The following is a 14,748-nucleotide window of genomic DNA, read 5'->3' on the forward strand; positions in this document are numbered from 1 at the left end:
AAACTATTGTCATGTTGAGCGCAAGCGAAACATCTCAATGGGTCGATTAGAGATCCTTCGCTACGCTCAGGATGACAGGCATGAATATTTTTGTTAACTAAACAACATTGAATCGTCATTAAAAATCATATTAGGGAATGTTATTCCTTTGCTATTGAGGTTGGTTAGGCGAAATACATCTTATAAAATAAGAGATTAAACAATTTAGTTCCCAGGCTGAGGGATTTGTTTTAAAATTATTGCTTACGGTTTGATTGGCACATTATATATCTTTGCAAAAATTTTACATTGCACAACATAGGAAATCTAGAATCAATATTAAAAGGTTATTTCTCTGTATCGGAAGACAAATTCAAGTTTTCCGATAGGGCTTGTTTTGTAAAGGGATTATCGGGTTCCTCCTTAAGTTTTATTGTTGCTGCACTACAGGGTCTCTCGGAAAAGCCTACTTTGCTTGTTTTTAATGAGAAAGAGGAGGCCGCATATGCATTCTCCGATCTTTCCACATTACTTGGAATGGATAGTGTATTCTTTTTCCCATCCTCGTACAAAAGGTCAATACAGTTCAACCAGATTCTTTCTGAGGCCATAATTCAACGCACCGATGTGTTGAACCTCTTGCGGCAAATGGGGGAGGGCGAAAACCAAAAAACGGTAATAGTAACCTATAGCGATGCGCTTTTTGAAAAAATTCCCCTTAGGAATATTTTGAAGGAGAATACTTTAACAATATCAAAAGGCGAAAGGATATCAACCGATTTCATTACTGAGGTTCTTTTTGAGTATGGTTTTGAACGAACCGATTTTGTATATGAACCGGGTCAGTTTGCCATAAGAGGAAGCATTGTTGATGTTTTCTCGTACTCGTCGGCAATGCCTTACCGTATCGATTTTTTTGGTGATGAGGTTGAGTCCATACGAACCTTTGACGTGGAGGACCAGCTCTCACGCGACTTACATCAAACCATTTCAATAATTCCTAACCTACAGGAAAAGGAGCAAGCTGAAGGTGCTATTCTAACCGATGAGTTACCAGAGAACTCAACGGTGTGGGTAAAGAACCCGGAACTGGTGCTTGAAAGGATAAACCAGCTAAACGAGATAGCATTGCAGATTGATTTTAAGGCTCAAGCGGGATATGCTTCTGGCAAGGAGTTCTTTACCTCACTTCAGAACCATCGGATAGTTTACTTTGGTTTAAGGCCACCCTCAACGGTTCACCAAAACATTGAATTTTCAACCTCACCTCAGCCTGCATTCTCAAAAAACTTTGAGCTGCTGGCCGATGATATTGAGCAAAAAAATTTAAATGGTTACAGGGTTTATCTGCTGTCCGAGAATCAGGCTCAGCTCGATAGGCTCAACAACATTTTACATTCCATAAAGCCCGACTTACACTTTGAGCTAATTAACGAGAGCATTGCGGAGGGTTTTGTTGACCACAACTTGAGGATTTGCCTCTACACCGATCACCAAATCTTTGACCGTTACCATAAGTTCCGTTTAAAACACGAATTTACCCGTCGCGATGCGCTCACCATGCAGGAGTTGGTAAACCTGCAACCGGGCGACTATGTGGTACATATCGATCATGGAATTGGAGTTTTTGGAGGTTTGGTAAAAACCGAGGTAAATGGAAGATTACAGGAGGCAATTCGGCTTATCTATCAGGATAACGACACATTGCTTGTAAACATTCATAATCTTCATAAAATATCCAAGTATCGCGGTAAGGATGCTGAGCCACCAAAGGTTTACAAGTTAGGGTCGGGGGCTTGGCAAAAGTTGAAACAGCGCACCAAGAGCAAAATAAAGGATATTGCAAAGGACCTTATTGCGCTTTATGCCAAGCGAAAGGCACAGAAGGGTTTTGCTTTCTCGCCCGATACCTACATGCAGCAGGAGCTTGAGGCCTCATTTATATACGAGGATACCCCTGACCAACAGAAAGCAACCCAAGCCGTTAAGCTTGACATGGAGGACGAACGCCCAATGGATAGGCTTGTGTGTGGCGATGTTGGTTTTGGTAAAACCGAGGTGGCTATTAGAGCCGCTTTCAAAGCAGTTGCCGATAGCAAGCAGGTGGCCGTACTGGTGCCAACTACCATACTAGCATTACAGCATTACAGAACCTTTACATCCAGACTCAATGGATTTCCCTGCAATGTTGAGTTTATTAGCAGAATGAAATCTGCTGCCCAGCAGCGTGAAATCAGGCAACGATTACAAGAAGGTAAAATTGATATACTTATTGGTACACACTCCATACTCAAGGAGGCATCTAACTTTAAAGATTTAGGGTTACTTATTGTTGATGAGGAGCAAAAGTTTGGCGTAGCCGCAAAGGAAAAAATAAGGCAGTTCAAGCTGAATGTCGATACTTTAACCTTAACGGCAACACCTATTCCACGAACTTTGCAATTCTCACTTTTGGGGGCCCGGGACCTTTCAATAATCAACACCCCGCCACCTAATAGGTACCCCATTCAAACCGAGTTACATGTTTTTAACACAGCAATAATTAAGGAAGCAATTGAATATGAGGTTTCCAGGGGAGGGCAAGTGTTTTTTGTACATAACCGGGTTCAAAACATTGGTGAGGTGCAGATAATGCTGCACAAGATAGTACCCAAAATTAGAACTGCCGTTGCTCACGGCCAAATGGAGCCATCGAAGCTTGAATGCATTATGCTCGATTTTATAAATGGCGATTACGATGTGCTCATCTCAACAGCTATCATTGAGGCAGGGCTCGATATTCCAAATGCTAACACCATTATAATTAACAATGCCCACATGTTTGGGCTAAGCGATTTGCATCAGCTGCGCGGTAGGGTAGGCCGTTCAAACAAAAAAGCTTTCTGTTACCTTTTGGCCCCTCCGCTCGAATCGCTAACACCTGAAGCGAGGAGGAGGTTAAAAGCCATTGAGGAGTTCTCAGAGTTAGGAAGCGGTTTTAGCATTGCCATGCAGGATTTGGATATTAGGGGTGCCGGAAACCTACTTGGTGCTGAACAGAGCGGTTTTATCTCAGAAATTGGTTACGAAACCTACCAGCGAATACTCGATGAGGCAATTCAGGAACTAAAGGAAACCGATTTCCGTGATCTATTTTCAACCCAACAGGCTGAAACTAGAACCGATAAATGGGTAGGTAGCAATACCGATTGTCAGGTTGAAACTGACCTTGAGGTTTTAATCCCCGATTACTACGTTTCAAATACTGCCGAGCGAATAAAGCTCTACAGAGAACTTGATTCCATAAAAAACTCTCAGGACCTTGAAGTATTTGCTAGCGAGCTTCGCGATAGGTTTGGCCCAATTCCCGATACTGTTATTGAGTTGATGAGCATTGTGAAGTTACGATGGATAGCCGTGGAATTGGGAATAGAAAAGATTATTCTCAAAAACGGTAAAGCTCACGCCTACTTTATTACCAATCAGCTATCACCGTTTTACAGAACATCTACTTTTGAACGAATCATTAACTATATTTTGCGTAACCCAGGTATTTTTTCCATGAAAGAGGGTAACGAAAAGCTCATTTTAACCATTAAGGACGTAAAAGGAGTAGGTAAGGCTATTGATATTCTACAACAAATGCTCGATAATGTCCGTTAGTAACTTAAAGCAAATTATGAACCTAATTATTGATATAGGAAATACTTTAAGCAAGGTTGCCATAGCCGATGGAAAGGAAGTAAGATTCTTCCAGAGCTTTCATGAGCTTGATATTGACGATTTAATGCCAATCATTAATGATTTTAAGCCCGAGAGATGCATTGTTTCGGCTGTTGGTAAAATACCCGTTAACACCTTGGTATGGTTAAGGCAAAACTTGCCTGTACATATTGCCGGTGCAAATACTAATATCCCCCTAAAAAACGAATACTCTACCCCCGAAACCTTGGGTTTCGACAGGCTTGCGCTGGCGGTTGGCGCAAACTACCTTTTCCCGAACCAGAACGTTTTAGTAATTGATGCTGGAACAGCCATAACCTACGATTTGGTTACCAGTGAAGGGGTATACAAGGGAGGCGCTATATCGCCTGGGTTACGTTTACGCTTTAAGGCACTTAACGACTATACTGCTAAGTTACCGTTAATTGAGCATTTTAAAATTGTTGATATTGTTGGAACATCAACGGTTGAATGTATTAGTTCCGGAGTAATTAATGGAACTGTTCTGGAAATTGAGGGTTATGTCGGAAAAATTAACTCAATTTATGAGGGTTGTGATGTGGTTTTAACAGGTGGCGATGCAAATTTCTTGGCTAATATGTTAAAAAATAGCATATTTGTGAACCCATTTTTAATGGTAATTGGTTTAAACAGAATACTTGAATTCAATGTATAGAATAGCATTTCAACGTTTTTTGATTTTGGCAGGGCTGTTAAGCCTTTCAGAATTTGCAGGAGCACAAAACCTCAACACTTATTCGCCATACTCACGGTATGGAATTGGAGTTTTGAGTCAGCCAGGGTTTACCCAAAACCGTTCAATGGGAGGGGTATCGCAACCCTATAGGAGCGAGACCGTTATTAATTTCAACAACCCTGCATCCTACGCCCAAAGGGATAGCATGTCGTTCCTGTTTGATTTTGGTATAGAGACCAACACGAGCGGTTTTACAGGTTATGACCAGTATCTTAATCCACAAACATCGCGTAATAGCGCAGGTGGCATTCATCATATTGCTATATCGTTCCCTATAACCAAACGGATAGGATTTGCTGCGGGTTTAACGCCATACAGCTTTGTAGGGTACAGGTTACTCCGTTTCGAGACCGATCCCTACATCCTGAGCACTATTGGAAGGATAAAGTACTACCATACCGGCAGAGGAGGAATTAACCAAGCATTTGTTGGAATGGGTGTAAGTCCGGTTAAAAACTTAGCGGTTGGGTTTAACATGTTATACTACTTCGGTAGCCTTGATTACAACAACGACATAGAATTCCCTCTTAGCTACAATCCTTATACCAACGGGTATATTCGATCCAGCTTTCAGGTAAGCGATATCAACTTTAACTTTGGAGTACAGTATTCGCTTGTTCTCGATAAGGAAAACAATACAAATATTACACTTGGGGGAACCTACCAGCTTGGGAAAAACATAAATATGACCCAGAAATGGTTTGCAACCCTTGAAAGTAACCTACTCGACACACTTTACCCTCATCCCGATAGGCAATCGAAACTTGAATTACCCTGGAGCGTGAATGCTGGTTTAGCATTTACTTATAAGGATAAGCTTACTATTATGGGTGAATACTTTACACAGGACTGGTCAAAAACCACCCCTTTCAATGTAAACACACCCATGGCAAAAATGCAATCGGTTCGATTTGGAGTTGAATTTACCCCAAACAGAATGGATTTGAAGAGCTATGCTAAGAAAGTGAACTACCGGGCCGGGTTTTTCTCAAATAAATCGAACCTGATAGTGGGTGGAAAACAAATAAATGATTTTGGCATAACATTTGGAGCAGGTTTACCGTTAAAGGGAAAAACCAAGGTAAATGTCTCATTTGAGGTTGGAAAAAGGGGAACTGATGAAAACTACTTAATAAAAGAGACCTTTGGGGCATTGAATGTAAGCCTTACATTCTATGACTACCCCTGGTTCTTTAAACGGAAATACAATTAAAGTTTAATGTCCAAATAAAACCAGAAGCCATGAAGTTCAGAAGTTACATTAGGTTATTTGCAGGTGTTTTACTTGTTACTGTAAGCACTTCCGCTATTGCACAGTCATACCTTGAGAATCCAAAGTATGGGCCCGATGAGGAATCCCGGAAGGAATGTGCTAAAAACCTATCGCTTTACGGGACGTTCTACCAGCAAAACAACTATAAGGATGCCTATAAACCTTGGCAGAATGTTATTAGGATTTGTCCCGCAGCCAGTATTAACACATACATTAGAGGCGTAAGACTTTTAAAGGTTCGTTACGAGGAGGTTGCTGATCCTGCCCAGAAGAAGGCCTTAGTTGACTCACTGATGATGATTTACGACCTCCGTATTACCCATTTTGATAAAAAGGGTATGGTTCTTGGCCAGAAGGCTGAAGATCTATTTACTCTTGCGCCGGACCGTTACGAGGAGGCCTTTAACATTGCCAAGGAGGCTATTAGCATTGAAAAGGCTAATACAAACCCATCAACACTCTTTGCCTATGTTTCAATTGCAAAGGCTATGTACGACAACAAAAAGTTGACTGCCGATCAGGTAATTGAGCTTTACTCACAGGTGAGCGACTATATTGATGCTCAGGTGACAGCCAACCCCAGCGATGATAAAGTAAAACAGGCAAAGGATGGAATTGATGCTATTTTTGCTGGCATGGGCGTAGCTAACTGCGATAACGTTATTGCTCTTTTTGAGCCCCGTTTTAAGGCAACTCCAGAGGATGTAAACCTTTGCAAAAAAATTCGCTCGCTGATGTCGGCAAATAGGTGCACTAGCCACCCACTATACTTAAATGCCAGCATACAAATTTTTAAGGGAGAGCCTAATGCCGATTTAGCTCTTGATATTGCCAGGCTGCAGTACGAAGCAAAGAATGCCCGTGAGGCAGAAAAGTATTACAATGAGGCAATTAACCTTGAATCGGCTGTAGAAAAGAGAGCCAACATTTACTATGAACTTGCACTGCTCACTTTCACTGAACTTAAGAATTTGCCCAAAGCCAGAGAAATTGCATTAAAGGCCATTGAGGAAAATCCCAACATGGGTAAAGCCTATAAACTGATTGGCGATGTATATGCAAGCGAGCGCAACTGTGGCAGCAACGATTTTGAAAAGAAGACTGTTTACTGGGCTGCAGTGGATAAATACATTAAGGCAAAGCAGGTTGATCCTGAACTTACCGATGCAATGGATAACCTCATAAGCACTTACAGCCAGTACTACCCCTCAAAAGAGGACATCTTCTTCTACGATTTAAAGGTTGGCGATTCATACACAGTAGGATGCTGGATTAATGAGCGTACAACTGTAAGGGATAGAAAGTAAAAATGATTAGGTTAAACATAAAAGTATTTAAGAATATAGTAGTCCTCACCCTGGTGGGGGCTACTTCTTTATTTTTCGTTTCTTGTAAGGGCGATTCTGAGGCTATAGTTTACCTTTCCGATATCAAAACCACACCCGGTGTTACTGCCTATAATTCAGAGGTAGTTTACACTGAGGGGGGTAAAGTGGTTTTAAAGGTAATTGCCCCTGAAACGGTTTACTACCAGTTTGCCGATGAGCCCTACACCGAGTTTCCTAAAGGGATAACAGTTTACACTTACGATAATGAGTTAAAGCAGGAGTCGAGCCTTACAGCAAACTATGCCATTTACTACGAAAAGAAATTGCTTTGGCAGGCAAAGAACAACGTAGTGGCTAAAAACAGGAAGGGCGAACAGCTTTACACTGAAGAACTTTATTGGGATCAGAATAAGCGCATCATTTACACTAACGTTAATGTTAAAATTAATAGCGTTAGCGGCATTATATATGGAAAGGGAATGATTGCCGATGAGAATTTTGATAACTGGGAAGTTAAAGAGCCCTATGATGGCGAGTTTGAGGTTGACCAGTAATAATTAATTCGTTTAAAGCATTTAAGGGTTGTATTGACATACAATCCTTTTTTTGTACCTTTACCTAGTGTAAACAATACAAACTTTTATATATGAATAAGCTGGCATTTATCTTAGAGTTAATCTGGCTTGCCCTTGCCCTATTTTGCTTGGGTATCGGAATTTGGGCTACCTACAAAGGATTTAGCAACAGTTACATGTTTTTTGTATTGGCTCCATTTGCTTTACTCATGTATTTTCTGCGACGAAGCAGGCGAAGGAAACTGGAGAACCAACAGTAAAAGATGGGAACACAGCTACTGGTAATAGCGGTTGCTATTTTGTTTTCGGCTTTCTTTTCGGGTGTTGAGATAGCTTTTCTATCATCAAATAAGTTACGCTTTGAGCTGGAACGGAAGCATGGCCGTTTAACCTCTCGAATTCTCGATATTTTTTATCGGAACAAGGAACAGTTTATTGCCACCATGCTGGTAGGCAACAACATCACCCTGGTAATTTATGGTATTGTAACGGCAAATGTTTTAACGCCACTACTTGGACCGTTAAATCAGTTTCCCATGTTGCTTTTGCTTACCCAAACGCTTATTGCAACATTGGTAATATTACTTACAGGTGAGTTCCTTCCAAAATCAATATTTCGTCAGTACGCCAATGCCTTACTTAATTTTTTTGCAATACCTATATTTATTTTTTACGTATTGTTCTATCCGGTTAGTAAATTTGTTTCCTGGCTATCGTACTGGATAATTCGTTTGGTTTTTAGGATGAGGATAAATAGTGGCGAGGAACAACGAATTTTCAGTAAGGTTGACCTAGACCATCTTGTGGAACAGGCCACCTCAGCTGACGATAGTGGCGATGAGCAGGAACTGAAATACTTTCAAAAAGCACTCGATTTTTCAGAGGTGCGTATTCGTGATTGTATGATTCCCCGTACTGATATTGAGGCAATTGACATAGACGATTCCGTAGAGCAGCTCAAAAAGCTATTTGCTGAAACTATGTATTCACGTATCCCGGTATATCGCGGCTCAATCGACAACATCATTGGGTATGTCAATTCAAAATCACTTTTCCTAAAACCCAAATCCATAAAGGAGTGTATTATTGATGTTGATTTTTTCCCTGAAACCATGAAGGCCAATGAGTTGCTCACCCACTTCATTAAGGCCCATAAAAGTATGGCTATTGTGGTAGATGAGTTTGGAGGAACGTCAGGCCTGGTTACCATTGAGGATATCATTGAAGAAATTTTTGGTGAAATTGACGATGAGCACGATTTAAACGAGCTAGTTGAGAAAAAGCTTACCGATAAGGAATACATTCTCTCAGGACGCGTTGAGGTATCACACGTCAATGAGGCTTATGGGCTAAGTATTCCAGAATCGGACGAGTATGAGACTATAGCCGGATTCATTCTTCATCACTACCAGAGTTTACCAAAGCCTGGCGATTCGGTAAAAATCCAAAACTTTGACTTTAAAATTCTTAGGGTGAATAAAACGCGAATCGACCTGGTTCGACTGGTTATTGACTAGGTTACTACTGGTTTTTAACGGTTGTTAAAAAATTATCAGGCAGTTAAACTGCTTATTGTTGAAAATTACTATATTCGTGGCTCGAAAAATATTATTGTACCTTAAAATATACTTGTAGATGGCAACACTTGAAAGAATTAGAAACCGTGCAGGCGTATTGGTTTCTGTAGTAATTGGATTGGCTCTTTTTGCCTTTATACTTGGCGATTTTATTACATCGGGAGGAGTGTTCTTTAATCGCTCACAAATGGAAATTGCCGAGATAGCCGGCAGTTCCATATCCTACGAGGAGTATCAGGCTAAGGTTAGCGAAAATGAGAATTTACAGAAGCTTTTCTCGCAACAATCATCGCTGAACGAGCAGCAAATGCTTCAAATTCGTGAACAGGTTTGGCAGGATTTGCTTAGGGCTAATATTCTCCAACCCGAATATAAGCGTTTAGGGCTTGAGATTCATGAGGACGAACTTTTTGATATGGTTCAAGGGCGGAATATACACCCCTTCATCAGGCAACAGTTTGGCGATCCTCAAACCGGCGAGGTAAACAAAGCGTTTCTTACAAACTTCCTTCAGAATTTGGATAGAGACCCAAGGGCTAAAGCCTACTGGTTATTTATTGAGAATGAAATTCAGAAAGACCGCTTGTTCAATAAGTACCTAACTCTGGTTCGTAAGGGTTTAGGTGTTACCTCAATACAAACCAAACGTGCTGTTAACGACCGAACCAGCAAGGTTAACTTTGACTATACTGTTGCTTCGTACCAGTCAATTTCTGATTCGCTGGTTAAGATTTCCAATAGCGATATAAAGGCATACTACAAATCGCACCAAAACGAATACAAGCAAACAGCCTCGCGCGATATTGAGTACGTTGTATTCCCCATTCTTCCTTCGGAAGCCGATGTGAACGATGCTGAGGCATGGATCCAAAAGGCTTTGCCCGATTTTATTGGTGCTTCCGATCCCGCTCAGTATGTTACCCTGAATTCCGACTCAAAGTTCGATTCCAAGTACTACAAGGCCTCGGAATTACCTGAAAATGTTCGTGCTTGGGCATTCGCTAGCTCTGTTGGAAGTTTACTGAATATCTATCGCGATGGCGATAGCTTCAAGGCCTCGAGGTTGGTTGATGTTAAAATGATGCCCGACAGCGTAAAGGCTCGCCACATACTTATAGGTTTGAGAAGTCAATCTGCTGAGGAGCGCGAGAAGGCTAAGGCTAAAGCCGACAGTATTATGAACGTTTTAAAACGTGGTGGTAGTTGGGATCAGCTAGCAGCTAAATTTTCCGACGATCCCGGATCAAAGGACAAGGGCGGTGATTTAGGTTGGTTCCCTAGCGGTATGATGGTTCCCGAGTTCGATAAGGCATCGTTTAGCAGTAGCAAGGGTGAGATTAAGGTTGTAGAAACCCAGTTTGGTTTCCATGTACTTCAGGTTGTTGATAGGGGCAAGGAGGAAAAGAAAGTACAGATTGCTACCCTTGAACGCAAAATTGTTCCTAGCTCTTATACAACATCGCAGGTTTACAATAAAGCTGCAGCTTTTGCAGGGAATAACCGTGATTACGAGAAATTTGCAGCAGCTGCCGATCAGAACAAGTATACCCGTCGCGTAGCAAACAATCTATTGCAGAACGACAGGAGTATTGCTGGGTTAGAGCAACCCCGGGAATTAATACGTTGGGCTTTTCGCGCCAAGAAAGGCGATGTTTCAGATGTAATGCAGTTTGGCGACAATTATGTTGTGGCTGCCCTCACAACTGTCCGCGAAGAGGGTATTGCTCCGCTCAAGCAGGTTGCGGCCGATGTTAAAGTTCGTGTTATTCGTGAAAAGAAGGCCGAACTCCTGATGGAAAAGGTTAAGAAGGCCATGAGCGGCAAATCCGATATCTATGCCGTAGCTCAGGCTATAGGCGCAAATGTTGAAAAAGCTGAGAATGTTTCGTTCAGCTCGTTAACTCTACCCTATGCTGGTATTGAACCTGCAGTAATTGGTGTTGCTTCAGTGTCATCTGAAGGGAAACTTGCAGGGCCGATTAAGGGTAATAATGGTGTATTTGTGCTTACTGTTACCTCATCGGTTAAGGAGGAGGGCGATGCCAATGCCGAAAAGTATAGGATTGCAAACATGTATCAATCCCGTTCATACTATGAGGTATTTGAGGCCTTAAAGAACAATGCTGGCGTAGTTGACAAAAGGTACAATTTCTACTAAAATCTTTATTATAGTTGAAAACGGGAGGGGAATATTATATTCCCCTCCTTTTTTATTTGGTAAGACAATAAATTCTATCCCTTCAACGCCTATTATTACAACAAATTAACCGAGATTAGTCAATTGAAAAATTCGATTTATGAATTTGGGTTTATACTAAACCAGTAATCCGAGTAATACGATAAGCATTTATCTCTTGTGATGCGCTATACCTCTTTAAGCATGATAAATTAATTCAAAGCCTAAAAGTATTATGGATTAGTTAAGAATAGGTTGACTCGTATTAGTATTATTCGTAACTTGAGCAGTCTTTTAAAGAAGAATTATTAGTATTGATTGAAGTAAAAAAGGGGAATATGAAAACTAGTAAATTATTATTAAAATCACTGTTTATTGTTGGTTTGACTGGACTGGGAGGGTGTTACGATTTTTCGCAGTTCGATAACATCAAGGTTGAACCCATTTCGCCTAAAATGGTTGTCCCAGTGGTTAAATCAACTATTTCGTTCAACGATATTGTTGAACGAGAGGATGCTAATACAATAATATTTACTAAACCTGGCGATACCAGGTTTTTTATAGCATTCAGGGATACAATGGATTTGTTTAACGCAGCCGATAGGTATTCGTTTCCGGATTTCAACTTTACCAAGCAGTATCAGCTCGATGCAGGTGAAGTCCCGGGAGTTCCTGTACCTGCTGGAGAAACATGGGGACCATTTACAAAACAATACACTGAAACATACAATAGCATTGCTGGGGCTGAAGTAAAGTTAGTAAAGCTATCGGCCGGGAATATAAACATGGTAATAACCAATAATTTCCAAAACAGCATTAGCGCAATTATCCGGTTCCCTTCCATACGCGACCAATTAGGGAACCCTCTGGTTTTTGCCATGAATACTACTCTTCCCAGCCAGACTTACACCAATAACCAAGACCTAACGGATTACACTCTAAACCTTACTAGTGGTCTCTTATATAACACCCTTACAGTGGAGGTTGAATTAACCATTCATTCGTTGGGTAATCCTATAACTCTATCAGATGATGCTAACATCCAGGTTTCACTTACAGGATTAGATTTTGATTACTTACAGGGTAAGCTAAATGAGACATTTCCCTTGAACGACATCAACCTTACCCTCGATGCATTTAGCTCGTCAATTGATGCCGACTTTTTCCTTTCGGAACCAAAGCTTACCATGACCTTTGAGAATTTATTTGGTATTCCTCTTGCATTCAGCACTGTTAACTTTGATGCCACAAACACTAACACCAGTCAACAGGTTAGCCTTGTAAATGAGGGGGTACCACCAACTGGGTCGTTGCTTCTAGCTCAGCCCAATAGTATTAAGTATTTAACCTCGCTAACCCAACAGCAGCCTGAGGTTGACTCAAAATACGTTGACCATAACAATTCAAATCTTGAAGATTTTCTGGCTATTGCACCCAATGAGATACTAATCAGACCAACGGTAACCGTGGGCGATGCCACTACCAATCACGACTACTTTGTTCGCAAAACTTCAACCCTAAGAATGATAAACGAGATTGAATTCCCCCTTGCCGGATGGGTTGACAATTTAGTAATACGCGATACCGTGGAAGTGGAACTGCCCGATTTAGAAAAGGATTTAAAGCTTGTAAACGATGATGCCCTTAAAATAAGGTTGAAGTTTAAGTTTATCAATAGCATTCCCTTTAACATTTACATTCAGGGATACTTCCTGGACGATGCAAACACGTTACTAACCCAGCTTTACGACGAGGCTTCAGAGCTGATGCTGGTAAAGAGTTCAGTAGTAAATCCCACAACAGGCAAAACATCATCACCTACAACTAATTGGGCATTCATTGATATCAACAAAAGCAAGTATGATCAAATGAAGAATGCAACCAAATTAGTTATACAGGCCCGAATGCAAACCGGGGGAAACACACACCAAAACGTAGTTGTGGAATCAACCAATACCCTCGAAACGATGTTTAGCGTTGAGCTCGAAGGTAATGTGGATTTAAATAATTAGTATTCTGAAATTTATGACTCCAATGAAACGATATATTTTTTTCACATTCATTCTATTTACCTCACTGCTGGCAAAAGCCCAGCCCGAGGTAACCCTGCCATACATGCGTAATGTGTTTCAGGCATCGTTTGTAAATCCCACCACAATGCCTGAGCATACCTTTAGCATGGGATTTAGCGTGTTTGGTCAAGCCATAAGCAATGGTTTTCAGCCAAAGAGTTTCCTGAACTATCGGAACGATACGATGTACGTTAACCTTAACAGCCTATTGGGCGATATGAACGATAAGAATTTAATCTATGTTGGAGAAAACGTTGATATCTTTCATATACGTGTTAAAGGAAAATCGTCCTTTACCTGGTTTGCCATGCGCCAGAACGCAACTGCAACACTCCAGTACCCACGTGAACTTTTTAGCTTAGCCATTGAGGGGAATAAGCAGTTTGTTGGCTCAACCTTGGATTTATCGAACCTAAAAACTGACATATCGGTTTATAACGAGTACACAGTAGGATACCTTAAGGACTTGCCTGGTTGGACTTTTGCCGGAAGGATTAGCTTGTTGCAGGGATTGGCAAACATCAACTTTAACCCAAAGAGTCTGAAAATTGATATTGATACTGCTATGTATGCCCACACGGCTGCAGCCGATGGCCAGTTGCGTACATCGGGAATTCCTAAAGATGCCGAAGGCGATATTAGTTTCGATAATGTAGATGGGACTTGGGTAACCAATAAGCTCTCGGGCTTTGCTAACAAAGGGTTCTCCATTAGCGGTGGGGCTACCTACAAATTCGATGAAAAAATGAAGCTCTCATTCTCGTTTTACGACATTGGTTTCATAAAGTGGAAGAACGAGGTGGAAACATACACCCTAAAGGGTCAAACAAAATTTGAGGGCTTAGATATACTAGGCGATTTTCTGAGAGGGAACGAGGTGAATGTTGACTCGTTGCTGCAAAAGATGGAAGATGATTTTACCCGCGATACCATTGCTGTTTCCTACACTACCTGGCTTAACCCTAAGTTCAATTTCTCAGCAACTTACGATATAACCCGAAGAACTACCCTTGGGCTTACATTTGCTGCCTTTTACAATAAGAGACTTTACCCTTCAATCACGCTAGGATTCTCACAGGGGATTGGACGGTTTTTCCAGCTAGTAGGTACAGCATCGATTTACCAAAGATCCATGCCCAATTTGGGTGTAGGTCTTGTAATAAAACCAGGGCCTTTGCAGATATTTGTTGTAGCCGATAATCTGTACCCGGCAATTGACCCGCTGGCATTCACCAACGCCAATGTTAGGGTTGGAATCAATTTTGTATTTGGCAGGGTTAACCCACCTCAAGGGTTGCCTTACCGCTAA

Annotated in this window: 9 protein-coding genes; all 9 read left to right on the forward strand. The window is 41.2% G+C overall.

Annotated elements, in window-relative coordinates; all coding sequences use genetic code 11:
• Positions 1–288 precede the first annotated feature (288 nt).
• The 9 genes from mfd to WHS63_RS10670 all read left to right on the forward strand — a co-directional run bounded on the left by mfd (position 289) and on the right by WHS63_RS10670 (position 14,748).
• Positions 289–3,621 (forward strand): transcription-repair coupling factor, encoded by a 3,333-nt coding sequence (gene mfd, locus WHS63_RS10630; RefSeq protein ID WP_445205086.1) that lies wholly within the window; start codon positions 289–291, stop codon positions 3,619–3,621.
• A 16-nt stretch (positions 3,622–3,637) separates the two neighbouring features.
• Positions 3,638–4,357 (forward strand): type III pantothenate kinase, encoded by a 720-nt coding sequence (locus WHS63_RS10635; RefSeq protein ID WP_445205087.1) that lies wholly within the window; start codon positions 3,638–3,640, stop codon positions 4,355–4,357.
• A complete protein-coding gene (locus WHS63_RS10640; protein WP_445205088.1) occupies positions 4,350–5,651 on the forward strand; it encodes a hypothetical protein in 1,302 nt (433 codons plus the stop codon). Before WHS63_RS10635 ends, WHS63_RS10640 begins: the two co-directional genes overlap by 8 nt.
• 29 nt (positions 5,652–5,680) lie before the next feature.
• Positions 5,681–7,018 (forward strand): tetratricopeptide repeat protein, encoded by a 1,338-nt coding sequence (locus WHS63_RS10645; RefSeq protein ID WP_445205089.1) that lies wholly within the window; start codon positions 5,681–5,683, stop codon positions 7,016–7,018.
• Positions 7,019–7,020: 2 nt separating this feature from the next.
• Positions 7,021–7,593, forward strand: a complete 573-nt coding sequence (gene lptC / locus WHS63_RS10650) for an LPS export ABC transporter periplasmic protein LptC (protein ID WP_445205090.1) — start codon at positions 7,021–7,023, stop codon at positions 7,591–7,593.
• Positions 7,594–7,877: 284 nt separating this feature from the next.
• A complete protein-coding gene (locus WHS63_RS10655; protein ID WP_445205091.1) occupies positions 7,878–9,131 on the forward strand; it encodes a hemolysin family protein in 1,254 nt (417 codons plus the stop codon).
• Between the two features lie 118 nt (positions 9,132–9,249).
• A complete protein-coding gene (locus WHS63_RS10660; protein ID WP_445205092.1) occupies positions 9,250–11,349 on the forward strand; it encodes a peptidylprolyl isomerase in 2,100 nt (699 codons plus the stop codon).
• Positions 11,350–11,705: 356 nt separating this feature from the next.
• Positions 11,706–13,379 (forward strand): hypothetical protein, encoded by a 1,674-nt coding sequence (locus tag WHS63_RS10665; RefSeq protein WP_445205093.1) that lies wholly within the window; start codon positions 11,706–11,708, stop codon positions 13,377–13,379.
• Positions 13,380–13,401: 22 nt separating this feature from the next.
• On the forward strand, positions 13,402–14,748 hold the full coding sequence (locus WHS63_RS10670; protein WP_445205094.1) for a DUF5723 family protein: 1,347 nt from the start codon (positions 13,402–13,404) through the stop codon (positions 14,746–14,748).

This window comes from Tenuifilum sp. (assembly GCF_037481895.1).
In the GTDB taxonomy this organism is placed as follows: domain Bacteria; phylum Bacteroidota; class Bacteroidia; order Bacteroidales; family Tenuifilaceae; genus Tenuifilum; species Tenuifilum osseticum.